Annotated in this window: 24 protein-coding genes; 13 read left to right on the top strand and 11 right to left on the bottom strand. The window is 61.8% G+C overall.

Going from position 1 to position 26,653, the window contains the following annotated elements:
* Nucleotides 1–13: 13 nt before the first annotated feature.
* On the bottom strand, nucleotides 14–1,705 hold the full coding sequence (locus BUA38_RS16155) for a methyl-accepting chemotaxis protein (protein ID WP_072819149.1): 1,692 nt from the start codon (nucleotides 1,703–1,705) through the stop codon (nucleotides 14–16).
* Nucleotides 1,706–1,934: 229 nt separating this feature from the next.
* Between BUA38_RS16155 and serA the strand changes: the two genes are divergently transcribed.
* Nucleotides 1,935–3,170 (top strand): phosphoglycerate dehydrogenase, encoded by a 1,236-nt coding sequence (serA, locus tag BUA38_RS16160; RefSeq protein WP_072819151.1) that lies wholly within the window; start codon nucleotides 1,935–1,937, stop codon nucleotides 3,168–3,170.
* A gap of 25 nt (nucleotides 3,171–3,195) precedes the next feature.
* Here serA and BUA38_RS16165 read toward each other — a convergent pair whose 3' ends face one another.
* From BUA38_RS16165 to BUA38_RS16185, 5 genes are all read right to left on the bottom strand, one after another.
* Nucleotides 3,196–4,266, bottom strand: coding sequence for an OmpA family protein (locus tag BUA38_RS16165; protein WP_072819153.1), 1,071 nt, complete (start codon nucleotides 4,264–4,266; stop codon nucleotides 3,196–3,198).
* A gap of 4 nt (nucleotides 4,267–4,270) precedes the next feature.
* Nucleotides 4,271–5,305 (bottom strand): hypothetical protein, encoded by a 1,035-nt coding sequence (locus BUA38_RS16170; RefSeq protein WP_072819154.1) that lies wholly within the window; start codon nucleotides 5,303–5,305, stop codon nucleotides 4,271–4,273.
* Nucleotides 5,306–5,311: 6 nt separating this feature from the next.
* Nucleotides 5,312–6,151, bottom strand: a complete 840-nt coding sequence (locus tag BUA38_RS16175) for a hypothetical protein (protein WP_072819157.1) — start codon at nucleotides 6,149–6,151, stop codon at nucleotides 5,312–5,314.
* Entirely contained in the window at nucleotides 6,144–7,598 is a 1,455-nt protein-coding gene (locus tag BUA38_RS16180) for a hypothetical protein (protein ID WP_072819159.1), read from the bottom strand. The genes BUA38_RS16175 and BUA38_RS16180 overlap by 8 nt, the downstream gene beginning before the upstream one ends.
* A 226-nt stretch (nucleotides 7,599–7,824) precedes the next feature.
* Nucleotides 7,825–8,604, bottom strand: a complete 780-nt coding sequence (locus BUA38_RS16185) for a 2-keto-4-pentenoate hydratase (RefSeq protein WP_072819160.1) — start codon at nucleotides 8,602–8,604, stop codon at nucleotides 7,825–7,827.
* A 246-nt stretch (nucleotides 8,605–8,850) separates the two neighbouring features.
* On the opposite strand from BUA38_RS16185, the gene phnA reads away from it, so the two are divergent.
* Together phnA and BUA38_RS16195 are read left to right on the top strand one after the other, a co-directional pair.
* On the top strand, nucleotides 8,851–10,083 hold the full coding sequence (gene phnA / locus BUA38_RS16190) for a phosphonoacetate hydrolase (protein WP_072819161.1): 1,233 nt from the start codon (nucleotides 8,851–8,853) through the stop codon (nucleotides 10,081–10,083).
* Between the two features lie 29 nt (nucleotides 10,084–10,112).
* The gene (locus BUA38_RS16195; protein ID WP_083587597.1) at nucleotides 10,113–11,414 is read left to right on the top strand and encodes an MFS transporter; all 1,302 of its coding nucleotides are present in this window, start codon (nucleotides 10,113–10,115) and stop codon (nucleotides 11,412–11,414) included.
* A gap of 26 nt (nucleotides 11,415–11,440) precedes the next feature.
* Here BUA38_RS16195 and BUA38_RS16200 read toward each other — a convergent pair whose 3' ends face one another.
* A complete protein-coding gene (locus BUA38_RS16200; RefSeq protein ID WP_072819163.1) occupies nucleotides 11,441–13,363 on the bottom strand; it encodes a hybrid sensor histidine kinase/response regulator in 1,923 nt (640 codons plus the stop codon).
* A gap of 175 nt (nucleotides 13,364–13,538) precedes the next feature.
* On the opposite strand from BUA38_RS16200, the gene BUA38_RS16205 reads away from it, so the two are divergent.
* The gene (locus tag BUA38_RS16205; protein ID WP_072819165.1) at nucleotides 13,539–14,771 is read left to right on the top strand and encodes a rhodanese-like domain-containing protein; all 1,233 of its coding nucleotides are present in this window, start codon (nucleotides 13,539–13,541) and stop codon (nucleotides 14,769–14,771) included.
* Nucleotides 14,772–14,786: 15 nt separating this feature from the next.
* Here BUA38_RS16205 and BUA38_RS16210 read toward each other — a convergent pair whose 3' ends face one another.
* Nucleotides 14,787–15,485 (bottom strand): FadR/GntR family transcriptional regulator, encoded by a 699-nt coding sequence (locus tag BUA38_RS16210; protein WP_072819167.1) that lies wholly within the window; start codon nucleotides 15,483–15,485, stop codon nucleotides 14,787–14,789.
* A 206-nt stretch (nucleotides 15,486–15,691) separates the two neighbouring features.
* On the opposite strand from BUA38_RS16210, the gene BUA38_RS16215 reads away from it, so the two are divergent.
* The 7 genes from BUA38_RS16215 (at nucleotide 15,692) to BUA38_RS16245 (ending at nucleotide 22,181) form a co-directional block, all read left to right on the top strand.
* Nucleotides 15,692–16,156 carry a cupin domain-containing protein gene (locus BUA38_RS16215; RefSeq protein ID WP_072819169.1) on the top strand — a complete coding sequence of 155 codons (465 nt, stop codon included), beginning with the start codon at nucleotides 15,692–15,694 and terminating at the stop codon, nucleotides 16,154–16,156.
* 119 nt (nucleotides 16,157–16,275) lie between these two features.
* A complete protein-coding gene (locus BUA38_RS16220; protein WP_072819171.1) occupies nucleotides 16,276–17,559 on the top strand; it encodes an MFS transporter in 1,284 nt (427 codons plus the stop codon).
* A gap of 224 nt (nucleotides 17,560–17,783) precedes the next feature.
* Complete coding sequence (locus BUA38_RS16225) at nucleotides 17,784–18,641, top strand: fumarylacetoacetate hydrolase family protein (protein WP_072819173.1); 858 nt, start codon at nucleotides 17,784–17,786, stop codon at nucleotides 18,639–18,641.
* A 31-nt stretch (nucleotides 18,642–18,672) separates the two neighbouring features.
* Complete coding sequence (locus BUA38_RS16230; protein ID WP_083587598.1) at nucleotides 18,673–19,422, top strand: dienelactone hydrolase family protein; 750 nt, start codon at nucleotides 18,673–18,675, stop codon at nucleotides 19,420–19,422.
* Between the two features lie 11 nt (nucleotides 19,423–19,433).
* The gene (locus BUA38_RS16235) at nucleotides 19,434–19,751 is read left to right on the top strand and encodes a DUF6295 family protein (protein ID WP_156898540.1); all 318 of its coding nucleotides are present in this window, start codon (nucleotides 19,434–19,436) and stop codon (nucleotides 19,749–19,751) included.
* 32 nt (nucleotides 19,752–19,783) lie between these two features.
* Nucleotides 19,784–20,770: a Bug family tripartite tricarboxylate transporter substrate binding protein gene (locus BUA38_RS16240; protein ID WP_072819176.1), complete on the top strand. Its 987-nt coding sequence runs from the start codon at nucleotides 19,784–19,786 to the stop codon at nucleotides 20,768–20,770.
* 202 nt (nucleotides 20,771–20,972) lie between these two features.
* Entirely contained in the window at nucleotides 20,973–22,181 is a 1,209-nt protein-coding gene (locus BUA38_RS16245) for an FAD-dependent oxidoreductase (RefSeq protein ID WP_072819178.1), read from the top strand.
* Nucleotides 22,182–22,235: 54 nt separating this feature from the next.
* Here BUA38_RS16245 and BUA38_RS37535 read toward each other — a convergent pair whose 3' ends face one another.
* Entirely contained in the window at nucleotides 22,236–22,391 is a 156-nt protein-coding gene (locus tag BUA38_RS37535) for a hypothetical protein (protein ID WP_172806031.1), read from the bottom strand.
* 772 nt (nucleotides 22,392–23,163) lie between these two features.
* On the opposite strand from BUA38_RS37535, the gene BUA38_RS16255 reads away from it, so the two are divergent.
* The gene (locus tag BUA38_RS16255; protein WP_244553262.1) at nucleotides 23,164–24,075 is read left to right on the top strand and encodes a hypothetical protein; all 912 of its coding nucleotides are present in this window, start codon (nucleotides 23,164–23,166) and stop codon (nucleotides 24,073–24,075) included.
* Between the two features lie 43 nt (nucleotides 24,076–24,118).
* Here BUA38_RS16255 and BUA38_RS16260 read toward each other — a convergent pair whose 3' ends face one another.
* Nucleotides 24,119–24,880 carry a hypothetical protein gene (locus tag BUA38_RS16260; RefSeq protein ID WP_072819181.1) on the bottom strand — a complete coding sequence of 254 codons (762 nt, stop codon included), beginning with the start codon at nucleotides 24,878–24,880 and terminating at the stop codon, nucleotides 24,119–24,121.
* 149 nt (nucleotides 24,881–25,029) lie between these two features.
* Between BUA38_RS16260 and BUA38_RS16265 the strand changes: the two genes are divergently transcribed.
* A complete protein-coding gene (locus tag BUA38_RS16265; RefSeq protein WP_072819183.1) occupies nucleotides 25,030–26,241 on the top strand; it encodes an NAD(P)/FAD-dependent oxidoreductase in 1,212 nt (403 codons plus the stop codon).
* Between the two features lie 43 nt (nucleotides 26,242–26,284).
* On the opposite strand, the gene BUA38_RS38605 is transcribed toward BUA38_RS16265, so the two are convergent.
* Complete coding sequence (locus tag BUA38_RS38605; RefSeq protein WP_338076363.1) at nucleotides 26,285–26,524, bottom strand: hypothetical protein; 240 nt, start codon at nucleotides 26,522–26,524, stop codon at nucleotides 26,285–26,287.
* Between the last annotated feature and the right edge of the window lie 129 nt (nucleotides 26,525–26,653).

Raw genomic sequence — 26,653 nt, forward strand, 5'->3', positions numbered from 1 at the left:
GGCGTGAACGCCGTCAGGCCGCGGCGGACGTGCGGACCGCCGACACGATCACCCGGCGCAGCGACGACACCGCATCGGTCACGTCAGCGGCACAACTATGTACCCGTCCGGCTTCGCCACCCAGCCGCGTCGCCTCGCTGGAGACTTCCGTGATCCGGGTCGAGACCTCGCGGGCGCCATTGGCGGTCTCGGTGACGTTGCGGGAAATCTCGGAAGTCGCGGCGTGCTGTTCTTCGACGGCGGCGGCGATCGAGCCCGCGATTTCGTCGATCGTGCGCACGGTGCTGGAGACCTCGTCCATGCCGCGCACGGTCTCCTGGGTGATGCTCTGAATTTCGCTGATCTGGCGGTTGATCTCTTCCGTCGAGCGCGCGGTCTGCGTCGCCAGCGATTTCACTTCGCTCGCCACTACCGCAAAGCCGCGGCCCGCTTCGCCGGCGCGCGCCGCCTCGATAGTCGCGTTCAGCGCTAGCAGGTTGGTTTGCGAAGCGATCTCGGAGATCAGCGTCGTCACCTGGCCGACCCGCGTGACGGCTTCGGCAAGCGTGGCGATCGTGGTGCGGGCGCTCTCGCTGCGGCTGACGGCAGCACTCGTGGCCTTGGTCGCATTGGTGACTTGCGAGCTGATCTCGCGGATCGAACTGGAGAGTTGTTCGGCGGCGCTCGCGACCGTCTGCGCGTTGTTGAGAGCTTGCGAAGAGGCGGTCGCGACCGTCTGGGCGCTGGTGCCGACCAGTTCGGCCGACCGGCTCATCACCGATGCAGCCTCCGTCATCGCCGCCATCCGGTTGTCGATGCCGGCCACCGCGTTGTCGGTTTCGGTCTCGACGGTGGTGACCATGTCGGTCAAGGTCTTGCGGCGCGCCGCTTCGGCCTCGCTCTTTTGGCTGTCGACCTCGCCACGCAGCCGCTCGGCTTCCGCAGATTTCGCCTTGAAGATCTGAAGCGCGCGCGCCAGCGCGCCGATTTCGTCCTTCAGGCGCAGATCGCGTTCAAACTGGGCGGAGGGCGCCGACGAGAGCGGCTGCTCGGTAAATTGCACAAGGCGGCCAAGCGGCTTCGTGATCTGTCGCGACAACCAGTAGGCGCACAGCGCCATGAACAGGCCGACCGCGCCGGCGATCAGGAAAAACTGCCAGGCGATTTCGCTGTAGCGGGTATCGATGTCATCGACGAACATGCTGGTCGAGATCACCCAGTGCCACGGCTCGAAGGCGATCGCGTAGCTCAGCTTCGACACCGGCTGGGTCGAACCGGCGCGTCCCACCGGGCTCAGCGCAATAACGGCGCCGGTGCCGTTGCGGCCCGCCTCGATCTGCTCCTTGATGATCTGCCGGCCGTTATTGTCGACGAAGCCGATGTAGTTCTGGCCTTCGCGCTCCGGCTTTCCGCCATGCATGACGCAGTTTCCGTCATAATCATGGATATAATAGTATTCGCCGGTGGCTCCGTACTTCACCGTCCGCAACTGGTTCTTGACCAGCGTCTTGGCGGCCTCTTCGGTCAGTTCTCCGCTCTGAAAGCGGGCATAGGCGGTCTTGACCGCGGACACCGCAACCTCGTCGACATGGCGAACCATGTCGATGCGCTCGGTGGTGATGGTCTGGTGAATCTTGTGGCTGGCGAGCCAGGCCAGGAAGGCGTAACCGGCAAAGATGATCGCAGAAAACAATAATAGCTTCGCGCTAATTCCAAACCTGGGCATCGATAACTCCGATCATCCGATATCTTTACCTGCCACTAATTATTAAACCTGCCGTTAATCTTCTGGGCGATTTCGCGTCATCGTTGTGGAACGAAGACGCATAGCCGGGACGCCCGCACACCGATTAGGCAGGAGCATGCGCCGGCCGGTCTATCGGCTGGATCGAATCGGCCTACATCTCTAAGAACCGACCCGAAGGCTTTTGGCTCCGCGGATATTGGAAAGCGCCATGACGACCACACGCGCCGAACAAGCAAAGCTCCTGCTGCTGGAAAACGTGAACGACAGCGCGGTCGAGTTGCTGGTCAGTTCCGGATTCGCCGATATCGAGCTGCAGCCGAAGGCGCTGGAGGGCGATGCGCTTCGGAACGCCGTCAAGGGCATTTCGCTGCTTGGTATCCGTTCGCGAACCTCGCTGACCTCGGATGTCTTCGCCGCGGCGGACCAATTGATCGCGGTCGGCTGTTTCAGCGTGGGGACCAACCAGGTCGACCTCGACGCCGCGCGCAAGCGCGGCATTCCCGTCTTCAACGCGCCGTTCTCAAATACAAGAAGCGTGGCCGAACTCGTCATCGGCGAGATCGTCATGCTGCTTCGCCAGATTTTCCCGCGCTCCGTTTCGGCCCATGACGGCGGGTGGGACAAGTCCGCGGCCGGCAGCCGCGAGGTGCGCGGCCGGACGCTGGGCATCATCGGTTACGGCAATATCGGCTCCCAGCTTTCGACGCTTGCAGAAGCGATGGGGATGCGGGTCATCTATTTCGACCGCACGGACAAGCTTCGGCATGGCAACACCGAGCCGGTCGATCGGCTCGAGACATTGCTGTCGCAAAGCGACGTCGTCAGTCTGCACGTTCCGGAGACACCTGAAACCTTCAACATGATCGGCGCGCGGGAACTTCGCCTGATGAAACCCGGCGCCTGCCTGATCAACAACAGCCGCGGCACCGTGGTCGATCTGGATGCGCTTGCGGCGGCACTTCGCGACGGGCATCTGGCCGGTGCCGCGCTCGACGTCTTTCCCGTTGAGCCATCATCGAACTCCGAGCGCTTCGACAGCCCCGTGCAAGGCCTCGACAACGTGATCCTGACGCCCCACATCGGCGGCTCGACCGAAGAGGCGCAGGAGCGCATCGGCAGGGAGGTCGCGCGCAAGCTGCTCGACTACTGCATCAACGGCTCGACCATGGGCGCGGTCAATTTTCCGGAAGTGCAGCTCCATTCGCGCGCCCATGGCGCCCGCTTCAGCCATGTCCATCACAACGTGCCCGGAATGCTGCGGCGTCTGAATGAGGTATTTCTCCAGCGCGACATCAACATCGCGGCCCAATACCTCGAGACCGACAGCGATGTCGGCTATGTCGTGCTCGACGTCGACCTCGTCGATCACGATGGCGGTGAGCTGCTGGACGAAATTCGCGCGCTGGACGGCACGATCAGCGCAAGGCTCATCTATCAGCACTAAAACCGGGAAGTATGCGTCAGGCCGCTTAACGCGGCGGCACCGCCGTTGCCGTCGGCGCGAGGCTGCCGGTTGCCTCGCTGCTTGAGGATTTGCGCAGGCGGATCTCGATGCGCCGGCGCTGCTGGATGTCGCCGGGCGAAGGCGAGATCGCGAGCGTCTCGTCGGTATTCACCAGTTGCGCGCCCGAGAGCGGAATCAGCTTGTAGCCGGCGAGCAGCGGGCTCTGGCGCAGCACGCTGACCACCGCGACCGCGCGCGCAAGCCCAAGCCCGGCATTGTCGGCAGGCACCAGACTGACGACGCCGGCGTCGTTCTTCAGCACCGGCAGCAGGTCGCGATCAAGGTTGGAATATTGCCGCAATCCGATCGGCCGCTCGTCGGTGTGGCCGACGACCTCGATGATATCGACGTCGTATTTGCGGATGTAGTTGAGAATCTCGATCGGGGTTTTCGAGGACAGCGCTTCGTGGAAGGTCGGCGACAACTCCGCGCTGCCCGATTTGAAGAAATAGCCGTCGGCCTCGCTCATGCGGATGATCGGCGGCCATTGGTGGCCGCCGTTGCCCGGCGCCATGCCCCGCGCCAACGTCTCGAGCACGCTTTGAGCCGACACCGGCGGATCGCCAGGCTTGGCCATGGCGCGATTGATCGCGCCCACGATCTCGGCATCGCGAATGGCCTTGTCGACGCTGACGCCGTTAGCGCGCAGCGCGGCGATATTGGCCAGGCTCTCGCGGAGTTCTTTCACCGTCAGGCTCTTCTCGATTTCCTTGACGACGCTGCGGCTGTCGACCAGCTCGCGCCAGTATTGGTCGATGGCCTGCGGATCGCTCAGGCCGGAAAGGTTTTCGACCTTTTCGGCCACCGCGGCGCTCTTGCTCAGGGAATTGACGACCTCGCGGATTTGCTCGTTTTGCGCGTGCTCTTCCTTGAGTTCCTGCTCGGCCGCGATACGCCTCGTTTCCTCGCGCTTCAAAAACGCGGCCATTGCGATCAGAAGGCAAAACACCAATAGCACCATGATCTCGGCCATGGTGAGCCCGAGCACGAGGCCGCGCCGGTACGATGATCGCTGCTCGAGTATCTGTCCTTCCATATCTCTACCTTCGCGGATCGTTGCCCGATCGCGGCGCCATGAAGCCGAGCGCGCGCGGGATAATGCCGCGTCTTGTCGCCTGTATCTCGATCAGCAATTCCTTCATCGCGACGACGACGCTCTGGGCCTGCCGCAGGTTCATTTCCGTGCTCCTGGCCTGGGTTTGCGCATTGTGGTTGAGCGCATCGACCGATTCGGTCAAACGCTCGATCACCGGGATCAGCTGGGTGCCAATCGCTTCCTCGGAGGTCTGGTGTGTGGTGAGGCGCGCGAACAGCGCGTCGATCGAGCGGACGATGCTCGTGGTGTTTTTGGCGAGCTCTTCGCCTTCCTGCACCAGTCCCCGCGATATTTCGAGGACTTCGATCGTCCTTTTGTTCAGGCTCGCCAGCGTCGCGCCCGAGAGTTTGGAGGATTCCTCGAACGGCAGGCTGGTACTTGTCGCGAGCTTTTCCAGCTCGCCGGCAAATTTCTCGTGCGCCTTGCCGATGCTGTCCCGCACCTCGTCCAGCGCGTCGGTGATGGATTGCTGGGTCATGCGGCGGAAATAGCCGAACTCCAGAACCGAGCTTTCGAGTTCGCGCTTCACCCGCCGCGAAGCTTCGGCGAGTTCCAGCCGGGAGGCGGCCTCGGTCTCGACCGGGTCGCGGCGCATCTGGTTGAACATGATGCGGAGCGTGATGCCGGCAATGGTTGATGCAATCGCGATGCCGAAATTCTGCACGATCTGCTCGGCTGAACCTGCCGCCGAAAATTGATAGAGCGAGACGGCAAGGCTCGTCAGCGTGAACAGGAATCCCATGTAGTAAAGATTGTCGCCGGATTGATCGTCGCGCAGGCGAAACAGCCGCGCGCCCAGCAAAACCGCGTAGCTGATCATGATCAGGACCGGGACCGCGGTCGCTGCGAGCGCGCCAAAATCATGCAGCTTCGAGAAAATGATATAGCTGCTGCCAAGCACGACGACGGCAAAGAACAGCAGCCCGTTCACGAAGCCGGGCGGCAGATTGGGTTTGAATTTGAAGTCATAGACCGCCATGCGCCTTCAGGCTCCCTGCAGCCGTTTGACGCCGCCGAACGAGCCCCGGTTGTCCTCGATCCAGGCCTTCCAGAACTCCATGTGCTTGGTGCTGTCCACGATCTGCTGGCTGCCGGTCTGCCGGGTCACATAGCGGAGAATGACGGTCGCGCCATGCAGGTCGGTGCGAAACTTCAAATACGCCGGCGATTGCCTGTAGCGCTGGAACGACAGGTCGCCGGCGCGCGGATACTGGCTGTAGTCGCGGGTGTATTCGATCATGTCGGAGATAACATAGAGTGTTTTCCGCGCGTTTTCGCTCGCAGCGCTGGAAAATTCCCCGATCGCGATGTCCTGGATCGCCGCCATGATCGGCGAGCTGTTCGACTTGGCCGAGGAGATGCTGTTCTTGACCGCGTCGGCGGCGGGTTTACGAAAATCCTCGATCCAGCGCAGCCGCGCGATCCGGGGATTGTCGGTCCATTCGCTCAGGCCCGCGCCGTCGCCGGGATTGCATTTGGAAAACAGCGAGCGGCTGCGCGCCCCCGCGATATCGAGCACGCGAATGTCGAGCTTGTAGAAGGGCGGCAGCGTCGTGATCATGTCGTCGAGCTGGCCCAGCACCTCGCGCCGCGTGGTGTCGGGCAAGTCATCCGAGGTGTCGACCAGCACCACGGTTATTCCCTTTGCGCCGTCGACCGGACAGAGCGTCTTCGCATCGAGCACCGGCCGCTCGGGGGCAGCGAAATAGAAATAGGCCAGCGCGCCGCCGGATCCGATCGCGAGCAACAGCAACAAGACACCTGCGAGGCCCGACCAGCCGAGCGTTGAAGAGCTGCGGATCCTCGGGCGTCGTCTACTAGCCACTCTTTTTCTCCGGCAGCAGTTCGTCGATCTCGCGATAGGTCCGCATCGCTTGCTCGAACGCCTCGTGAATGGCCTTGATCTGCTGGTTCAGCAGTTCCTGGGTCTCGGCGATCATGGTTCGCAGGCTGTCGCGCGCGCTCGTGCTCGGTTCGCCGCCGGCATAGCTGATCCGTTCCATGGCGTAGGGTTTGACGAAATAGGCGGGAGCCGGCGTCACGCGCGCCTTGCGATTGGCTTCACGGTAGATTTCGAGCAGGGCACGGCCGGTCTGCTCGATCTGGTTTTGATGCTGGTCGAAGCGCTGGGCAAGCCGCATGCGGCCCTGTAACAGCGAATCGTATTCGCTGCGCCGGACCGAGAGGTCGCGCGCCGCCTCGTTCATGGTCTCGGTGGCATCCTCGCGAATATCCCGCAGCCGTTCGATCAATTCGCCGCGCGTATCGGCGAACCGCCGCGTGGCCTCGATCCATCGCCGATCGAGGCCGGCATAGCCCATATAGGGATCGAAAAACATCAGGCCGTCGGCCATGGCAATCAGCGAGAACACAAAGCCGAGCGCGAACAGCAGCCACGAATTGATGTCGGTCAGCGCATAAGGCGCGGTCAGGAGACGATGCAGCACTTCCTGTCCGACATTGTCGCTCAAGCTGACCGCCGGCGGAATTTCGCGCAAGTGAGACAGGGTCAGGTTCAGCCCGATCGCGAAGGCAAGATAGGCCAGAAAGGACACCACGCCGACCAGCTTCAGGAGATAGTTGCGGCGGTTGACGAGCCGGATCAGAACCATACCCCAGAAAAAACTCGCAATGATATTGAGCGCGGCAAATGTAACCGCCTGCACCGCGCCGCCAAGCAGCCCGCCGAGATTGGCCTTGGCGAGAAAGCTGCCGTTGATCACGACCTCGATGATGAACAGGATCGCGAGAATGCCTGCCTTCAGGATGACGTTGCCCGGACTTGCGAGCCGTGCCGGGCGTTCGATGCGGTGGAATTTGCGAAACTGCTCGCGCTCGATCTCGGTCTCGTTGAGACGGCGGCGCAGCACGAAGAGCTCGTCGCGGCCGACGGTTGCTTCGGCGCGAAAATCACCGACGGCTTCGGGTGCGGCCTGTTGGATGATGGCAAAGCGCTCCTCGAAAGAGAGCGCGTTCAGCCGCTCGTCATAGGTGTGAAGCTGCTCGAGATAGATGGCGTTAGCGTCCTGCTTGTGTTGTTCGACGCGCTCGACGACCTTGTGCTCGACATCGTCCACGGTCTGGGCATCGGAAGATGGCCGGTTCTCCGCGCCCCGCTCGGCGCCGAGTGTGACAAGTCCCAATTCGTCGGCGACGCGATCGGTGTTGAGGTCGAGAAAGATCGTGGTTGCCGGGCGATAATGGTGGGCAGGCTGACTCAACAGGGCCCGGATGCGCGCGATCGCTGACGGGCGGGTTCCGGGGACGCTCACGATTTCTTTAGCCTGCTAGTAATGAAACAACCTGATTCGGATTATCACGGATCGAACGCTCCTGTCCTTAGCGGCTGGCGTTGCTCCCGATGATTTTAGACGGCCGACTTTGTCGGCCCGAAGGCAGCCCCGGAGGTTCTGGCTGCTTGCCGATGCCTAATTTGAGGAGTCGCGCGTTGGTTGTTGACGGCTCCGGCCGTTAATCGGCTCGGGACACCTGCACTTCTCAAGACACCTGCACTTCGACGGAGCCCAGTCCTTCGAGGTCGAAGCGATAACGTGCATCGTGCTCCGGAAATATGGTTTTCATGACGCTTCCGGTCATCACGATCTGACCCGCCTTCAGCGCTGTGCCGCGCGCCGCCAGATGGGTGGCAAGCCAGGCCGCCGAATTGAAGGGATGCCCGAGGATGTCCCGTCCATATCCTTCGCCGATCAAATCGCCGTCCTTGGTGGCGCGACCGAGCAGGGGCGCGAGATCGGGCCAGGTCGAGCTGAATTCCGAAAGCACGACGCCGCTGTTCCAGGAATTGTCGGCGACCAGCGAGCGTACGTCGAGGTTTGCATAGTCCGCCGCCCTGTCGTCGACCAGTTCGATCGCCGCGCAAACACCATCAATATGAGGCGCGATCGCCTCCGCCGTGAAAGGCTTGTCAGTCACGGGAATGTGCGACTTGATGCGGACCGCGATTTCGAATTCAAGGCCAAGCCGGCCGAAATCCGCGCGGCGCGCGCTAGCGGGCGAGCGATGCACGCACGAGGCCAGCACCACGCCTGCGATCGGATGATCTATCCGGCAAAAGGCTTGCATCGTCGCCGACGTAAGCCCGACCTTGTAGCCGGCCGGTTCGCCGTTTTCGTAGGCCAACAGTGCGACATATTTATCCTGGATGTCATAGGCGTCGGCGACGGTGGCGGCCGGCGGGCTCAGGGTCTGGAAGCGATGGCCGGCGCGGTGTTCGGCCAACAGCCATTCGGCCGCCCGGTGAGCCGCGATGTCCTCCATGGTCTTCTCCCTTGTTCTCGCAAATCTTGGTTCTTCACTCGTGGTCCGATTCTAACATTTGCATCCCGGTGTGGCTGTCACTTTTTGCAAATGCCGGAATCAAAGGGCCACCAGCAAATTTAGGTTCCTAGCAGAGCTTCAAACGGCGCCCGCGATAGCAGGCTGGCATGAGGGTCTGGCCAGATCGCCCTCTGATCTGTCATCTTATGTTCTTCTAGCGCTGCCAAAAATCAGGAAAAGGGCGACATGATTCAGGTCAACGGGCGAGCTTACGCCAAACCGGGGCGTCCGACAGTCGTCGTCTGCCTCGACGGCTGCGATCCGCGCTATCTTAATTTCAAGAACGCAGGCGAAGTGTTTCCAAACATCTCCAGGATGATGCGCGAGGGATTCTCGGCGCTCGCCGACGCGGCGATGCCGACCTTCACCAATCCCAACAATGTTTCGATCGTGACCGGCGCGCCGCCGGTCGTTCATGGCATCTCGGGCAACTACTACCTCGACCGGAAGACCGGCGAGGAAATCATGATCGTGGATGCGACGCCGATGCGCGCCACCACGATCCTTGCCGAGATGTCGCGGGCCGGTGTCCGCGTGGCCGCGGTCACGGCCAAGGACAAGCTGCGAAAGATGCTGGGTCATCGCATGGAGGGCGGAATTTGCTTCTCCTCGGAGAAAGCGGGCCAGGCCACGGCGGCCGAAAACGGCATTGCGGACGTCGAGGCGTTGGTCGGGCGTTCGTCGCCGGACATGTACAGCCCCGACCTGTCGCTGTTCGTGCTCGATGCCGGGATCAAGCTGCTCGAACAGGACCGCGCCGACCTGCTTTATCTCTCGCTGTCCGACCTCGTGCAACATGCCCACGGTCCCGGCGAGCGCGAAGCGGACGCCTTCCACAGCGCGGTCGATGCGAGGGTCGGCCGGCTCGCCGAACTTGGCGCCGTGGTTGGTCTGATCGCCGATCATGGCATGAACGACAAGACCAACGCAGACGGAACGCCGAAGGTGATCTTTCTGGAAGAAGAGCTCACTGCCCGCTTCGGACAGGGCGCGGTGCGCGTCATCTGTCCGATCACCGATCCCTTCGTGAAGCATCATGGCGCGCTCGGATCGTTCGTCCGAATCTACCTGCGCAAGCAACTGGAGCTTGCCGCGGTGATGGAGGCGGCGGCCGCCATACCGGGCGTTGCGCTGGTGCTGGACGGCAAGAGCGCCGCGCTTCGCTATGAGATGCCGCTCGACCGCGAGGGCGATTTTGTCGCCATCGGCGACACCCACGCCGTCATCGGCTCAAGCCGCGCCGAACATGATCTCAAGGGCCTCGCCGGTCACCGTCTGCGGTCGCACGGCGGCTTGAGCGAGCAGGTCGTGCCTTTCATCGTTTCGCATCCCGTGAACGAAGCCTGTCGAAAGCTGGCCGAAAACCGGCGGTTGCGCAATTTCGATATCTTCGACTTCGTCCTCAACGGCGTGGGCTAAGGGTTACGGCGTCAGACGGAGAGTTTGCGATGGTTGTTGAAACAGGGCAGGCCGTCATCGGATCCGTTGGCAGCGCGTCGGATCGCGACGCGCTCTACAGCCGCTACAAATGGACGGCCTTGCTCGGCGTCTCCTTCTGTTACCTGTTCTATTACACCGGCCGCCAGACCTTCGGATTTGCCATCCCCGGCATCCAGAAAGAACTCGGGCTTTCCAAGGAAATGCTGGGCTGGGTGAGCGCCACGATGCTCTGGGCCTATGCGGTCGGCCAGTCGATCAACGGCAATCTCGGCGACAAGTTCGGCGGCCGCACCATGATGTTTGCCGGCGCGCTACTGTCGTTTGCGGCCAACTGGGCCACCAGCTTTACGACCACCTTCATCGGCCTGCTGCTGGCGTGGGGGCTCAACGGCTATTTCCAGGCGATGGGTTTTGCGCCGGGAAGCCGGCTGCTGTCGAACTGGTGGGGACACAAGAATCGCGGCTTCGTCTACTCGTTCTATGTCGGCATGTCCGGCTTTTCGTCCGTGCTGGCCTATTTCCTGCCGATCATCATCCTCGGCAGTCTCGGCCTCGACTGGCGCTGGATTTTCCGCCTGTCGGTGTTCCTGATGCTGTTTGGTGCGATCGTGATGTATCTCGCCGTTCGGGAAAAGCCCGAAGATCTTGGTCTCGTCCAGCCGGCCGACGAGCGCACCCCTGAAGAGGTCGCCGACCAACCCGCAGCGGCACCGGCAAGCCTTGCGCGCTATCGCGCCGTTCTGTCGAACTGGCGTCTTTATGCGGCCGGCCTCTCGATCGGATTCCAGAACGCCGCGCGCTACGCCCTGCTGGTATGGATTCCCGTGCACTTCCTCGGCGCGAACTGGAAATCGGCATCGAGCGCGATCGATCCGACCTGGATCACGGTGGCGCTCCCGGTTGGAATGGCGCTCGGCGCCTCGACCAACAGCTGGCTGTCGGACGTCCTGTTTCAATCACGCCGATGTCCGGCAATCATCAGCTACATGGTGCTTGCGGCAGTCATTGCGATGGCGATGGGCTACGTGCCCCACGGCAGCCCGATCGGCATTTTTGGTCTCTTCCTCTGCGGCTTTTTCGTATTCGGTCCGGCGTCCTCGTTCTGGGCACTCTGCCCGGATATTTTCGGCCGGCGTCTATCGGGAACGGCGACCGGCGTTCTCAACTTCATTTCCTATGCCTGTGCCGGTCTCGGCGAACCCCTGATCGGGCGCGCGATGGACCATACCGGAGACACGTCGGTTATTTTCCCGATCGTCGCCGGGCTGTGCATTGCCAGCGCGGTGTCGTCGCTCTTGATCCGGCGATAGACGGGTCTGCGCTCACCAGGTTTGCGTCACGGCCCGATGGCGCGGGCGATCGCTTCGGCCAGTTCGCGCTGGCTGAAAGGCTTGGCGAGTCGCGGCAATCCCTGACCTTCGCCTGGCGCCAGTTCGGCGTAGCCGGTCGCGAGGATGATCGGCATCTGCTCGTTCTCGGCCCGGATACGGCTGGCCAGTTCCGAGCCCGTCATGTTGGGCATCAATTGGTCGGTGATCATCAGATCGATTTTCTTTTCCCGGCGCAGGATGTCGAGTGCGTGCAGGGCGGACGGCGCACTGAATACCGTGTGGCCGAGTTCTTCGAGCAGTGCCGAGGTGTTGAGTGCGACGAGCGGGTCGTCATCGACGGTAAGGATCGAAAGTTTCTTGTCGGTATGCAGCGTGTGCGCTGTCGCATCCAGCGCTTCCGATATCGTCTCTTGCGGCGCGACAGGGAGATAGAGCTCGGCCGATGTTCCGTGACCCGGCTTGCTTTTCAAAAACAGCGTTCCGCCGGATTGTTCGGCCATGCCGTGAACCATCGGCAGCCCGAGGCCGGTGCCTTTGCCGACGCCCTTGGTCGTGAAGAACGGCTCCATCGCGCGATGGAGCGTCTCTTCATCCATGCCCGTGCCGGTGTCCGTCACGCTCACGCAAAGATAATGTCCCTCTTTCAGGCCCGGCGCGTCAGCCTGTGTTGCCGCGGCGATCGTGATGGTCCCTCCGTTCGGCATCGCGTCGCGCCCGTTGATCGCGAGGTTTAGAAGCGCGAGTTCGAGCTGGTTGGCGTCGGCAAAGGCCTGCGGCAGCCCGCGCGGAAAGTTCGTCTCGATCCGCACCGAAGGTCCGAGGGAGCTTTGCAGGAGATTCGTCATTTGCTGGACGACCTGGCCTACGTCGATCGGCTCAAGCTTGAGTTCCTGCCGGCGTGCAAAGGCCAGCATGCGCTGGGTCAACGCCGCACCGCGCCGCGCGCCCTGAAGCGCGTTGTCGATCAGCCGGGCGACCTTCGGATCGTCTTCGGGCAACCGTCGTTGCAAAAGCTCCAGGCTGCCCTGGATCGCCATCAGGAGATTGTTGAAATCGTGGGCGATGCCGCCGGTCAGATGCCCGATGGCTTCCATCTTTTGCGACTGAAGCAGGGCTTCCCGAGCCTCCTCCAGTGCGCGCGCCGCGTTCGTCCGCTCGGTGATGTCACGGGTGATCTTGGCAAAGCCGAGCAACGATCCGTCGGCGTTGTAGATGGCGTCGATGATGACATGGGCAAAGAATTGCGTGCCGTCCTTGCGGACGCGCCAGCCCTCTTTCTCAAAACGTCCCGCTCTCGTCGCCGTCTCCAGTGCCGTTTGCGGCAAACCGGCTTTCTGATCCTCGTCGGTATAGAAGCGGGAGAAGTGCTGCCCGATGATTTCTTCGGGCGCATATCCCTTGATCCGCTCCGCGCCCAGATTCCAGCTTGAGACGTAGCCTTTGGCGCTCAGCATGTAGATGGCATAGTCGGTGACACCCTGCACCAGCAGGCGGAATTGCTCCTGACTTTCGCGCAAGGTGTTTTCGGCCTTGCGCCGTTCGGTGAGGTCGCGCGTGATCTTGGCGAAGCCGATCAGTCGGCCGGAACTGTCGCGGATCGGATCGACGATCGCTAACGCCCAGAACCGGCTGCCGTCCTTGCGCACGCGCCAGCCTTCGCTTTCGAACCGGCCGTCGCGTCTGGCCGCGTCGAGCGCGCGCTGGGGAAGTCCCGCTTCGCGGTCCTTAAGCGTGTAGAAGCGCGCAAAATTCTCGCCGAGGATTTCGGATTCGTCGTAGCCCTTGAAGCGCTTCGCGCCGGCATTCCAGCTCGTGATGGTCCCGTCGGGGTCGAGCATGTAAATGGCGTAGTCAGTGATCGCTTCGATCAGGAGGCGGAAACGGCCTTCGCTCGATTTCGAGGCCTCGAACCGTTCCGTACGCTCCACGCAAAACCCCTGCTTTTTTGAAAGCTGTCGATTTAACCGAAACAAACGCGTGGCTTAAGGAGAAGTTCCGGGTCGCAGAGGACAAAAGCTAAGGCCGAGCGACGGCGCGCTTCGCCTTGAAATACCGGTGCTGACCGTGCAAGGCTGAGCGATCGTCCCGCCAAGCTGCAGGTCCATGACCATCCCCTCTGTCGCCCCGTCGCAAGTCCGCAACATGTTGTTGCTGCGCGAGGAAATCGCGCTGCTCGACCTGCGCCACGAGGCCGCCTTTGCCAGCGGTCATCCTTTGTTCGCGGCCAATCTGGCGGCCGGCCGTATTGCCGTCGAGGCCGAAGCGAGGCTGCCTCGCAAGGACGTGCCGATCATTCTTTACGATGCAGGAGAAGGCCTTGTCGCCGAGGCTCCCGAGCGCTTCGCTGGCCTTGGCTACACCGACATTCGCCAGCTCGAAGGCGGCCTCGAGGGGTGGCGAAGAGCCGGCTTTGAGATTTTCATCGACGTTAATTCCTATGCCAAGGCGTTCGGCGAACTGGTCGAGTTCCGCCGCCATACGCCGTCATTGTCGGCCGAAGAGGTCGCCGCGCTGATCGCCGGCAAGGCGGATATCAGGATCCTCGATGTCCGGCGGCCAGACGAATACGCCACCATGAATATCCCGGGGTCGCTCAGCGTCCCCGGCGCCGAACTGGTGCTGCGCGCCGGCCATGCCGCGCCCGATCCAAAGACCACCATCGTCGTCAATTGCGCCGGACGGACCCGTTCGATCATCGGCACGCAGTCGCTGATCAATGCCGGCATCGCCAACAAGGTCGTGGCGCTGCGTAATGGCACCATCGGCTGGACGCTCGCCAACCAGTCGCTCGAGCATGGCGCAGACCGGCATGGTGGCCTGGGTTCATCAGATGCTGCGAAGGAGAAGGCAAAGGAAGTCGCCTATCGCGCCGGCGTGAAGCATGTGACGCCGCGCGAGGCGGCGGCGCTGCAAGCGGATACCACGCGCACGCTCTATCGCTTCGACGTTCGCCCGGCGGAAGACTATGCCGCCGGACACATCAAAGGTTTCCGCCATTATCCGGGCGGCCAGCTTGTTCAGGAAATCGACATGGCCGCGCCGGTGCGCGGTGCGCGCATTCTGCTCGCCGATGACTTGAGCGTTCGCGCCAACATGACGGCGTCCTGGCTCGCGCAGATGGCTTTCGAAGTCTATGTGCTCGAAGGCGGTTATGACGGGGCGCTCGAAGTCGGACCGCAGCAGGCGATCCCGAGGCCCGATCCCGCCCATCGCTACCGGCGTCCTTATGAAGGCACGAGCGCGTCGCGAGAAGCGATGCAGGCCTATCTCGATTGGGAATATGGCCTGGTCGAACAACTCAGGCGCGACGGCACCCACGGCTTCTTCGTCATCTGAGCGTCGCCGGTCCGATCAGGCGCCCACTAGACTGCGGCGAACGTCGATCAGGTGGTTCTTCATTTCAAGACCGGCACGCTGGGCATCGCGGGATCTGACGGCTGTGAGAATGGCGCGGTGCTGCCTCTCGGTTGCCTTGCGTCGCACCGGCGTCACGACACGCTCCTTCAACGCGCTCCAATCGGCCTTGCGCCGCACGGCGTTGATCGCATCGTAAATGTCGATCAGAAGCTGGTTACGGCACGATGCAACCAGCGTCTGATGGAACAGGCCGTCCCACATTTCGAATTCCGCAATTGTCGGCGCGCTCTCGCCCTTCTTCAGGCATTCGGCCATCGCGTCGAGTTCGGCGCCGTTGGCGCGGGCGGCGGCGCATTCGGCGGCCTGCGGTTCGATGATCAGGCGAACTTCCATGATCTCGCTCGGGCTGGCGTTTTGAATCCGGCGCGCGAGGTCATCCGGCGGTGGCCGTTTTCCCTGCTCAACGAAGGTGCCGCGGCCGACATGCCGGACGATCCGGCCGGCGTCCTCCAATTGTTGTAACGCGCGGCGGATGGTGTTGCGGGCAACACCATAGCGATCGGACAGCGCGCGTTCGGTGGGAATACGCTCGCCAGCTTTCCAGCGTCCCGCGTCGATCGCTTCCTGAAACGACGACAGCAGGCGGTCTGCCGAGGTTGGCTTGGCGGGGCGTCGTTCGGTGTCGATGCTCATCACGGAAAACCTGGGATCGTTGCTTGGCGAGTACTATACCATCTGAACCAATATGGAACCAAGTACAGAATGTGTAAAAACGGGATTTAGCCGCATTAAATCGTAACGCTTGACGATGCCCCGTCCCCATGACAGCATGACCCCAACATAATGGCTCAATTGGTTCAATAGAACGCCATACAGCCAAAACAAGAAAGGAAGGAAGCATGACCACCGCATTCACGCCCAACGCGAAAAATCACGAGGGCCTCGGGCCGCTGTCCTCGCGCCTTGTGCATGTCAACGATATGCCCTGGGAGCCGATCCGTTATCCCGGCTGCTACGTGAAGACGTTGATGGTCGACAAGTCGTCCGGCCTGCTCACGGTGCTGTTGAAGATGGATCCGGGCGCCGAGTTGCCGGATCACGAGCACGTCATGCTTGAGCAGACTTTCATGATCGAGGGACGCCTGGTCGACAAGGACGGACCGGAAAAAGGTCTGGCCTGCGGTCCGGGCGAATTCATCTGGCGCCCGGCGGGCAGCCGTCATTCGGCCTGGACTCCCGAAGGCGGCTTGATGATCGCGGTCTTCCAGATTCCCAACAAGTTCTACGAAAAGGACGGCAAAGTCGTCGATCTCGTTGGCGACGACTGGGGTCTGAAATGGGGTAAGGCGCTTCAACACGCCTGACGATCTAATTCGAAGCGGCAGACCGCCTCACTCTTAAAAAAATAACAGAGACGTCAGATCGCGCCGGCATGCGTCGGCGCGACCCAGCCCGCTTGTCAAAAAAATGAGGGAGGAATTCGATGTCTGATCAGATAGCCGGCACCACGCCAGAACAGAATGGCGCCGTTCTTGGATGGTACCACGAACTCTCTACCAAGGAGCGTCGGACATTCTGGGCCTGTTTTGTCGGCTGGGCGCTCGATGCCATGGATGTCCAGCTTTACAGCCTTGTCATTGCCACGCTCTCCGGTCTTTGGGCCATCAGCCGCGGAGATGCGGGGTTGCTCGCGACCGCTACGTTGCTCGCGTCCTCGCTGGGCGGCTGGTTGGTAGGCATTCTCGCTGACCGTTACGGCCGGGTGCGGATGCTGCAAATCACCATCCTGTGGTTTTCGGTTTTCACCTTCCTCTGTGCTTTCGCCAATTCCTACGGTCAGCTCTTTCTGTTCCGTTCGTTGCAAGGCTTCGGCTTTGGCGGCGAATATGCCGCGGGCGCCGTTCTGATCGGCGAGATCATCCGCGACGAGCACCGCGGCAAGGGCAACGGCATCGTGCATTCGGGCTGGGCGGTCGGCTGGGGCGTCGCGGTCATCGCCTACGCCATCCTGTTCACATGTCTGCCCGAGACTATCGCCTGGCGCGCGCTGTTCGCCGTCGGGATCCTGCCGGCGATTTCGGTGTTCTTTGTGCGGCGTTTCGTGGACGAGCCGCCGCTGTTCGTGGACGCCCAGCGCCGTTACGCCAGCGGGCGCGAGACGCGGCCGAGCTTTCTTGGGATTTTCGCACCGTCACTGTTGCGAACGACGATCCTGGCGTCCCTGCTCACGATCGGCACCCAGGGCGGCTATTATGCGATCATGATATGGCTGCCGACCTACTTGAAGACCGTACGGGGGCTGACCGTGCTCAGTACGGGTGGCTATCTCGCCATTGTTATCGTCGCCTCCTTCCTTGGTTATGTGGTCAGCGCCTATCTCACCGATATTCTCGGGCGGCGCCGGAATTTCGTCCTGTTCGCCGTCTGCTCTGTTTTTACGGTTATGGCGTACATGTTCCTGCCGATCAGCGATTCCGTGCTGTTCTTCCTCGGCGCGCCGCTCGGCTTTTTTGCCTCGGGCATCTACAGCGGCATCGGGGCCTTCTTCAACGAGCTCTATCCGACCAGCGTTCGCGGCTCCGGCATCGGCTTCTGCTTCAACATCGGCCGGGCGATCGGCGCATTGTTTCCGGCCCTTGTCGGCTACATCAGCGCAGGCATGCCGCTCGGCGAGGCCATAGGTATTTTCACAGTCGCAGCCTATGGTCTGATTATCCTGGCAGCGCTATTGCTTCCCGAAACCAAGGGGCGATCGCTCGCAGCCTGACTTTCAACACCGAAGGGGGCGGCATGCTGGTTGTCCGATTCTAACATTCGCATCCCTTCTCAGCGGACACTTTTGCGAATGTTAGAATCAAAGGACCACCACAAACGTAGGTCTCTAGTGGAGTTTTGGATTTGACATTCACTTGACGAACTCGTGGTTGGATGGGTAGCGAATGTCAAATCCACTCCACTAGGGGCCGCCCTCACATCCATGCAAGGAGATCCATGAAGCTCGCTCGCTATGCCGCAAACGGCGCCGTTCAAATCGGACGTATCGATCAGTCGGAGACGGCTATTGCGCCACTTCCCGGCATCACAGATATGTCCGAGGCGATTGATCGCAGCCATGAAATCAAGGCTGCCGCAACCGGCAAGGCGCAGCCTCTCGCCGAGGTCAAATTGCTGGCGCCGATTCCGGCGCCCCACCGCAACATATTTTGCGTCGGCAAGAACTACCGCGACCACGCCCGCGAATTTTCCAACAGCGGCTATGAGGCCGGCGCGGTGAAGGGTGCCGAGATCGACAGCCACCCTGCCGTGTTCACAAAGCCGTCAAATACGGTGGTCGGGCCCGACGACACTGTTCAACTTCATGCGCACATTACCTCCAGCGTCGATTATGAGGCCGAACTGGCGCTGATCATCGGCAAGGAAGGCCGCGACATCAAAAAGGAGCGCGCCTACGATCATATCTTCGGTTACACGATCGTGAACGACGTCACGGCCCGCGATCGCCAGCGCAACCACAAGCAATGGTTTCTGGGCAAGGCGCTCGATACGTTCTGTCCGATGGGGCCATGGATCGCGACCAGCGACGAACTCGACCCTGAAAATCTAGACGTCAAATGCTGGCTGAACGGCGATCTGCGCCAGAACGCCAACACGCGCGACCTGATCTTCGATATTCCGACCCTGGTCGCAACCATTTCTGCCGGGTTGACGTTGAAGCCGGGCGACATCATCGCAACCGGCACGCCGGCGGGCGTTGGCCTCGGTTTCAACCCGCCGAAATTCCTTCGTTCCGGTGACAAGGTCGCGATCTCGATCAGCCATCTGGGGACTCTGACCAACACGTTCCAGTAATCCGCCGTTACGCTTCCAAGGGAGAAAACCGATGTCATACTATCGCGGCATGACCTGCGAGAACGTCTCACTCAAGGGTGACGGTGGAACGCCCATCACGGCGTATGTGGCAAAGCCATCCGGGCAAGGGCCATTCCCCGGTGTGGTGCTCGTCCATCATCTTCCGGGCTGGAGCGAGTTCTACATCGAGACGACGCGCCGGTTCGCACACCACGGCTACGTCGCGATCTGCGCCAACCTTTATGAGCGCGCAGGCGCGGGCAATCCCGACGACGTTGCCGCCAAGGTGCGCGCCGAGGGTGGCATTCCCGATGCCCAGATGGTGGGTGACACTGCGGCTGCCGTGCAATGGATGCGCGCGCAGCCGAACCTGAATGGCAAGGTCGGCATTTTCGGATCGTGCTCCGGCGGCCGCCACGCCTTCATTTATTCCTGCCAGAAAAAAGATGTCGACGCTTGCGTGGAATTGTGGGGCGGCCGGGTCGTGATGGGCAAGGAAGAGCTCAACGACAAAACGCCTGTCGCGCCGATCGAGATGACAAAGGATCTCAACTGTCCGCTGCTTGGACTGTTCGGCAACGATGACCGGGCGCCGAGCCCCGAACAAGTGAACATGCACGAGGCCGAACTCAAGAAGCAGGGCAAGAATTACGAATTCCACCGTTACGACGGCGCCGGCCACGGCTTCTTCTACTGGCACCGGCCGCTGTACCGGCCCGAACAGACCATGGACGGCTGGAGCAAGGTCTTCTCATTCTTCGGCAAGCATCTTGCAAAATAGGGGGAATGAAAATGTGCACATCCATTATCGAGGTCGTTCGCGCCGAAGGCATGGCCAAGCGCGAGGATGAATGGTTTCCGCTCTCCCACAGCGTCGTTGCCTATGACCACGCGCGGCATGCCCAGCTCGGCGATGTGATCACGCTCGATTTCATCAACGTGGCGCTCGAGCCCGGAGCGCGTGCTGGAATCGAGCTGACGCTCGAGGCGGCGATCGAACTGCGCGCCGCGCTTAATCGCGCAATTAGCGCGGCCGAGTACGAAGAGGCCGAGGTGAGGGGTAAAGGCGCCAAAAGTGCCATGACTGCCGCGATCGATCGCGCGGCCTGACGTCCGTTCACGGCTTGCAAAGGACGTTTGGGATGCCAAGCGGGAATTGGACGGCGCTCGTTTCGGCCGTGCTGTTATCGATAGTGTCTCTAGCAGCGCCGCGCGTGGAAGCGGCCGGCTTTCCCGAGAGAGCGATCACGATCGTCGTCCCGTTTCCTGCCGGCAGCACCAGCGACACGATTCCACGTTTGGTGGCGCCCGTGATGTCCAAATCGCTTGGCGTTCCCGTGATTATCGAGAACCGTGGCGGCGCCAACGGATCGATCGGGGCGGCTCGCGTCGCTTCTTCAGTGGCGGACGGCTATACGCTTCTGCTGGCGACGACCGGTGTGCTCGCGATCAACCAATGGATCTACGAGAAGCCGGCGTACCATCCTGAAAGCGATTTTGCGCCGATCAGCAATGCCGCGTCGACGCCGAACGTCATCGTGGTCCATCCGTCGGTCAAGGCGGGTACTCTCAAGGAATTGGTGTCGTTGGCAAAGGCCGAACCGGGCACGCTGACATTTGCATCGGCCGGCGACGGGAGCACGAGCCACCTGTGTGGCGAGACGTTGAAGGCGCTCGAAGGCGTCGATATCGTTCATATCCCGTACCAGGGGCCGGCGCGGGCCATCCAGGATGTCCTCGCGGGCCGGGTGTCCATGATTTGCGACAATCTATCCAATGTCGTCCAGCAGGTTCAGGGCGGAACGCTCAAGCCAATCGTGGTGACGGCGAGCGCGCCGAGCCAACAGCTGCCCGATGTGCCGACCTCGGCGCAAGCTGGCGAGCCTGACCTGCTGGCGGGCATCTGGTACGGCTTTGTGGCGCCGGCGGCGACGCCCAGGGACGTCATCGAAATACTCAACAAGGCCATCGTGGAGGCGTTGCGAGATCCTTCGGTCTCCAATCATCTGGAGGCGCTTGGATTGACCGTGATAGCCGACCAGCCCGATCATTTCGGGGCGTTTATCGCAAGTGAATCCGCGCGGATGGAAGCTATCGTGAAGCGCGCAAAGGCCAGGATCGCCAACTAGTGGTCCGATTCCAACGTTCGCGTCCCTTCTCAGCGGCCACTTTGCGAACGTTGGAATCAAAGGACCACTAGCAAATAACAGTCTCTAGTGGAGTTTCGGATTTGACATTCGCTTGACGGATTCGCAGTTGGATGAGTAGCGAATGTCAAATCCACTCCACTAGGGGATACTCGGCCAGTGAAAGTCATGAGACCATAAGGATATGAGCCACACAGTTTACCCCGTCATCGTCGCGGGAGCCGGTCCGGTCGGGATGGTAGCCGCAGCCGATCTGGTGCGACAGAACATCCCGGTCCTGGTGCTTGAGAAGAACGAACGTCTCAGCAGCGAGTCGCGTGCCTCAACTTTCCACCCGCCCACCCTCGACATGCTCGACAAACTCGGCTTTGCCGAGACGTTGATATCCCAGGGCCTGAAAGCGCCAACCGTCCAGTACTGCTCGTCGCAGGACGGCATCCTCGGAACGTTCGACTTCAACGCGATCGCCGACCTCGTGAAGCATCCGTTCCGGCTGCAAGCCGAGCAGTTCAAGCTGACGCGGATCATCCTGGATCGCCTGTCCGGCAATCCGCTTTTTTCGATTTGGTTCGGCGCCGAAGTCCGCTCCGTCGAGCAATCCGGCGACAGCATCAACGTTGCGGTGACGAACAACGGCCGCGACGAGGCGTATGGGTGCGAATGGCTGATCGGTGCCGACGGCGCGAACAGCATGGTCCGGCGAAGCCAGGATATGGAATTCGAGGGATTCACCTGGCCCGAGCGCTTTTTGGTGATGACCACGCCTGTCGACTTCACGAAGATCCGCCCGGGCGTTTCGTCGGTGAGCTACATGGCAGATCCCGAGCGCTGGCATTTCCTTCTGCAAATCTTAGGGGCCTGGCGCGTCATGATGCCGGTGGCGGCCGAAGTTTCCGACGCGGAGGCGCTTTCCGAAGATTACGTCACCGCGTCGATCCGGCGCGTCGTGCCAAAAGACATCCCGTGCCCGATCCTTCATACGACGCTCTATCGCGTGCACCAGCGCGTCGCCGCCAATTTCAGAAAGGGTCGTTCGTTCCTGGCGGGCGATGCCGCGCACATCAATAATCCGCTGGGCGGGATGGGCATGAACGGCGGCATTCACGATGCCCTCAATCTTACTTCGAAGCTCGGCGCCGTCATCAGCCGCGCCGCCGACGAGACTGTCCTATCCGACTACGACGTTCAGCGGCGCATCGTCACCATGCAAGCCATTCAGGGCGACACGATCCGGAACAAGAAGAATCTCGAGGCGAAGGACGAAGCCGATCGGGCTCGCTTTCGTGACGAGATCAGGGCCGCCGCGGCCGATCCCGTAAAGGGGCGCCAATTGCTGCGCCGGATCGCAATGCTGGACTCGCTCGATCGAGCCGCGGCGCTTCACGCACCCTGATGCCGGACCGGACGGAATGGCCCGAAGTTGTCTGTTTATTGTCCTTGGCGGACTCTAGTCGTTCTTCGGCTTCGCTTGCTCTCTCAAAAGCCGCTCGGCCCTTAGCCGTTCCAGATTTTTACGGAGCGCGATCTGCTCCTGCTCGTATTCGGTAACGGGCCGATCCGAGGATCGAAACGTGTTATTGACCTTCTTTTCATATCTACTCATGACGGACCTCCGAGGCTGCTCAAATGGTCACGTTCCGTGTTGGCCGAATGCCCGACGCCACGGCCCCAATAGTCGCTTATTGCTGGGACACTATCGGTCTTGGGCCGAGTTGCAACATGAGAAGCGCGTTAAGCTTGATGGCCTGCCGGCTTGGAAGGCATTGGCGGCGGTCAATTTTGAAAGCCAAGATGCCTAGGAATTGGCATCGAATAGGCGCATAATGCGAAAATGAAAAAATCTCCCCGCGTTACCTTTGTCCCAAAGCGAATTGCTGAGGGCGAATGGCAGATCGAAGCGCATCTTTCGGGCACGGAAGTCCGGTACATCAAAGGTCTTGCGAACAAGACCGAAGTTCACGAATGGCTGGACGGCAATCGCAAGTTGGCGTGGCTGAGATCAGAGGGCTACGCGAAATGATTGCCGGATCTCGCTAGGCCTGCGGGGGTTGCTCCTCGCGCTTTTCGGTTCTTTTTTGCGCTTGCGCCGCCGACGGGAAATTCGGCTGCCTTTCACAATGCCGGCAAGAAATTCCCCCATCATCTCCCAGGAACGTTTGACGACCGACGTTTGGCGCCCAACATTTGGCGACCGCGGGGTCGTAGCGCGTCGCGGCCGGCGAGGTGCCTGTCGCCGGCGCCGACGTGTCCGCAAATGCACGCTGGCCGCGAATTTCGGCCGCGCATCGCGGGGCACGCGTGCCAAATTGAGCCGCAATCTCATCCAAGTTTCTGACTAATTTCCCGGGCGTATTGATTCCGGCTGATTCGGCGGAATGATCTCGATCGTCGGGGGATATTCAAAAATGGCATTTTTCACGCGAGAACTCACCCCGGTCGAGCGGTTTGAAAATGCGCTCAGGGACCGGCGTGCGGCCCGCCAGAAGCAGGCCGACCGGGTGAGTGCCGTTGAAACGGTTGTTGCAGAAAAACGTGCGGTGGCCGAACGGCTGGCGGTGGCCGGTGCCGCCGATGCCAAGCTCGGTCTGGCCGAGATGAAGCTGCGGGCGGTCGAGGAGCGCGCCAAGACGCTGCGCGCCGAATTGGCGGAGTTCGACGAGCAGATCGCCTCGACCGAGCGCGCATTGACTGAGGCGAAAGCGCAGCGCGACCGCGACCTGGCGGCGGATCAGATCGAGGAGATGGCGCTCGCCATCGAGCGCGCCGCGCCCGGGTTTGGCGCCAGCGCCGCCGTGCTCGTCGACGCCGTCACCAAAAATGCGGCGTCGGTGCCGGAGGCGACCAGGTTCTCGACCAGCGTGGATGCGATGCGGCGGGAGGTTCTCGCAGCGGCGGACCTGATCTGCTGGCAGCTCCGATCCGCCGCGGTGCGCACGCGCGCGGGCAACGCCAATATCGCCGTCGGTGGGCCGGCCGAGTTCGAGCAACCGCCAACTCAAGAGATCGACCGGCAGTTGATTTACACGCTCAATGCGCTGCTTTGGCGGGAAGGCGGGGAAGTGCGTAGGGCTCCCGCGTTCGCGCTGGTCGAGTTGCCGAAGGTGTTGCTGCCGGTCGCGCTGCGGCATCAGCATGTGGACTATCTGAATGCCCGGCGTGTGCAGACCCTGATTCACATTCATGGCAGCGATGGCGCCCAGGGCGAGCCGGCTGCCGACGATTCGCAGCCGATCGATCTAGACATGCTTGCCGCCGAGGAAGAGAGCGTCCGCGCCAATGTCGCGTGAACATTGTCGTTGAAGGTGCGGCGCCGAGGATCGCGGCGTCTGATCAATCCACCGCTTGAAGCGCTTCCGTGAAAGCGGCGAGATCGGCTCGCGTCGCCTCATCCGGCACCTGCTTGTCATGGCCGGCGATGTATTCGACGAGGCGGGTCCGATCCTGCGGCAGGAAATGGTTCGCCCAGATCTCGCGCGTGTCGCGGACCGCGGCCGTCACCAGGCGGGCGTTGGCAGGCTTGCCGCCGCTCTCGACCGTTGAACAGATGGCGGCGAGGACAAACTCGGCCATGCCTCTGCGTGCGCCCGTGAATCCGTCCGCCCGAATGCGCGTGCGCTGCGCCGGCGCGAGACCGTCCCAGAACATTCGCATCGAAACCGCCTCCCGCGCCTGGCTGCGGATCAGGAAGTTCATCGCCGCCGCGTACTGGTCCTCGTACTCGGTCATGTTGCGCTGAAGCGCTTCCAAATCGGGCTGCGGCCCCGGCTTCGAGCCATATCGAGTGATCAATTTGTTGACCGTGTTAGCTGCCTCCGTCCAGTCAAGCAGCCACTCGAGATCGCTTCCCTTGACGGGCGGCAGCGCGTTCAAGGCCTCAAGATCGAAGACGCGGCCGAGCATGGCGGCGACCTCCGGCCGGGTCAGGTCGGGCCGCTCGCCTTTTCTCCTCACCCCGTCGACGTAAACCCGGAAGTCCATCGCGGCCTCGCGCGCAGCGGCCGTGCTGCGTGGGGCGTCCTGCGCCAGCGCAGGCGTTGCGAGCGCAAGAAAGATCAGGAGGATTCTGGCGATCGGCACGGGCAACCTCGACATGGCAACCTCGATACGTTTTCACGATCCGCGCGGCACGCCGCCGCTCGCGAACCATGGCGATTGTTTGTCGCGGGCCGCGCCGCCAGGGTTCACGCCCGGCGGCCCGCCTGGGTATAAAGTAGCGGCTTCTCGAAGCGTGGGAGGAAGGGATGGCGCGCATACTCATCCTGGGCGCCGGGTTCGCCGGCCTCTGGGCGGCCATTGGCGCGGCGCGAAAGCTTGACGAACTTGGCGAGGCGGCGGAAATCCTCGTCGTCGACCGCAACCCCTATCACAACATCCGGGTTCGCAATTATGAGGTTGACCTGAGCGATGTCGCGCTTCCGCTTGCCGAATTCCTCGATCCGATCGGCATCCGTCATGTGGTGGCCGAAGTTTGCGCCATCGATCCCGCCGAACAAAGGGTAACGGTCAACGCGAACGGCGGCCGGGACGTTCTGAGTTACGATCGCCTCGTGCTGACATTGGGCAGCGAGTTGGTACGGCCGCCGGTTCCGGGGCTCGCCTCTCACGGCTTTGACGTGGATACCTATGCGGCCGCGGTCCGTCTCAATGGTCATCTTGCCGCTCTGGGCAGTCTCGGGCCCTCGACGGAAAGCTCAACGGTGGTGGTCGTTGGCGCGGGCTTTACCGGCATCGAGGTGGCGAGCGAAATGCCGGGCAGGCTTGCTCATGCCGGTATCGCCAATCCGCGCGTCATTCTCATCGATCCGAACCCGGTCATCGGAGCAACGATGGGTGAATCCGGGGGTCCGGTCGTCAATAAGGCGCTTTCAGCGCTGGGCGTGGAAACGCGGCTCGGTGTCAAGGTCAACGCCGTCGAGGCGGCCGGGGTCGCCCTGACGAACGGCGAGTTTATCCCAACGCGAACGGTCGTGTGGTGCGCGGGCATGAAAGCAAGTCCGCTGGCCGCGTCGCTGGCCGGAGATCGCGACCGGTACGGCCGGCTTGCGGTAGATCAATTCATGCGGGCCATCGACCTGCCGAACGTCTTTGCCGCCGGCGATGTGGCTGTTTGCAAAATTGACGGCGTGCACGCGACCGTGATGTCGTGTCAGTTCGCCCGCCCCATGGGTCGATTTGCCGGTCACAACGTTGCGGCGGATCTGTTCGGGAAGCCAATGCTTCCGCTTCACATCGACTGGTATGTCACCGTGCTCGATCTCGGCGCATGGGGAGCGCTTTACACCGTCGGTTGGGATCGCCAGGTGTCGGCTGTCGGATCTGCGGCCAAGGCCACCAAGCAGATCATCAATCACAACCGCATTTATCCACCGCGCACCGGACGCCGAGAAGACCTTCTTGCCGCGGCTGCCCCCACGGTCCAGGCGCCGCCGCCCGTGCGCGCCAAGCCTTCATGATGGAAAAGCCGTCGGGCAAAATCCTCGCAACAAGGCCGCGCCGTCAGGCGGCTTTGCCGGCCGCGTTCCTCAACAAGCTCTCAAGCCCCGAGATGGCTTTTTCTTCGGTGATACATTCCACCAGTGCTACTTCCGCGGACAGCCGATCGAGCGCCGTCGCGTAGAGCTGCCGCTCGCTATAGCTTTGCTCGGCCGTGGCCGACCGCCGCTGCAGATCGCGGACCACCTCGGCCAACGCGATGATCTCGCCCGATTTGATCTTGGCTTCGTATTCTTTGGTCAATTTTGCCCAATTGGTCCGCGACCTCGGGGCCGATTGACCCAGGGTCCGTCGAACCTGCGCGATGGCGGCCGGGCTGCACAGCTTGCGGATTCCGATGCTGGCCGCCTTTTGGGTCGGAGCGCGCACCTT

This window comes from Bradyrhizobium erythrophlei, from assembly GCF_900142985.1.
Taxonomy (GTDB): Bacteria; Pseudomonadota; Alphaproteobacteria; order Rhizobiales; family Xanthobacteraceae; genus Bradyrhizobium; species Bradyrhizobium erythrophlei_B.

What these genes read in the sequence shown, in the direction of transcription:
- phnA (WP_072819161.1), top strand. Translation starts at nt 8,851, where the DNA reads ATGATTCAGGTCAACGGGCGAGCTTACGCCAAACCGGGGCGTCCGACA.
- BUA38_RS37535 (WP_172806031.1), bottom strand. Translation starts at nt 22,391, where the DNA reads ATGAGTAGATATGAAAAGAAGGTCAATAACACGTTTCGATCCTCGGAT.
- BUA38_RS16155 (WP_072819149.1), bottom strand. Translation starts at nt 1,705, where the DNA reads ATGCCCAGGTTTGGAATTAGCGCGAAGCTATTATTGTTTTCTGCGATC.
- BUA38_RS16255 (WP_244553262.1), top strand. Translation starts at nt 23,164, where the DNA reads ATGATCTCGATCGTCGGGGGATATTCAAAAATGGCATTTTTCACGCGA.
- BUA38_RS16165 (WP_072819153.1), bottom strand. Translation starts at nt 4,266, where the DNA reads ATGGAAGGACAGATACTCGAGCAGCGATCATCGTACCGGCGCGGCCTC.
- BUA38_RS16185 (WP_072819160.1), bottom strand. Translation starts at nt 8,604, where the DNA reads ATGGAGGACATCGCGGCTCACCGGGCGGCCGAATGGCTGTTGGCCGAA.
- BUA38_RS16230 (WP_083587598.1), top strand. Translation starts at nt 18,673, where the DNA reads ATGTCATACTATCGCGGCATGACCTGCGAGAACGTCTCACTCAAGGGT.
- BUA38_RS16215 (WP_072819169.1), top strand. Translation starts at nt 15,692, where the DNA reads ATGACCACCGCATTCACGCCCAACGCGAAAAATCACGAGGGCCTCGGG.
- BUA38_RS16265 (WP_072819183.1), top strand. Translation starts at nt 25,030, where the DNA reads ATGGCGCGCATACTCATCCTGGGCGCCGGGTTCGCCGGCCTCTGGGCG.
- BUA38_RS16170 (WP_072819154.1), bottom strand. Translation starts at nt 5,305, where the DNA reads ATGGCGGTCTATGACTTCAAATTCAAACCCAATCTGCCGCCCGGCTTC.
- BUA38_RS16245 (WP_072819178.1), top strand. Translation starts at nt 20,973, where the DNA reads ATGAGCCACACAGTTTACCCCGTCATCGTCGCGGGAGCCGGTCCGGTC.
- BUA38_RS16235 (WP_156898540.1), top strand. Translation starts at nt 19,434, where the DNA reads ATGTGCACATCCATTATCGAGGTCGTTCGCGCCGAAGGCATGGCCAAG.
- BUA38_RS16240 (WP_072819176.1), top strand. Translation starts at nt 19,784, where the DNA reads ATGCCAAGCGGGAATTGGACGGCGCTCGTTTCGGCCGTGCTGTTATCG.
- BUA38_RS16205 (WP_072819165.1), top strand. Translation starts at nt 13,539, where the DNA reads ATGACCATCCCCTCTGTCGCCCCGTCGCAAGTCCGCAACATGTTGTTG.
- BUA38_RS16195 (WP_083587597.1), top strand. Translation starts at nt 10,113, where the DNA reads ATGGTTGTTGAAACAGGGCAGGCCGTCATCGGATCCGTTGGCAGCGCG.
- BUA38_RS16225 (WP_072819173.1), top strand. Translation starts at nt 17,784, where the DNA reads ATGAAGCTCGCTCGCTATGCCGCAAACGGCGCCGTTCAAATCGGACGT.
- serA (WP_072819151.1), top strand. Translation starts at nt 1,935, where the DNA reads ATGACGACCACACGCGCCGAACAAGCAAAGCTCCTGCTGCTGGAAAAC.
- BUA38_RS16260 (WP_072819181.1), bottom strand. Translation starts at nt 24,880, where the DNA reads ATGTCGAGGTTGCCCGTGCCGATCGCCAGAATCCTCCTGATCTTTCTT.
- BUA38_RS16210 (WP_072819167.1), bottom strand. Translation starts at nt 15,485, where the DNA reads ATGAGCATCGACACCGAACGACGCCCCGCCAAGCCAACCTCGGCAGAC.
- BUA38_RS16220 (WP_072819171.1), top strand. Translation starts at nt 16,276, where the DNA reads ATGTCTGATCAGATAGCCGGCACCACGCCAGAACAGAATGGCGCCGTT.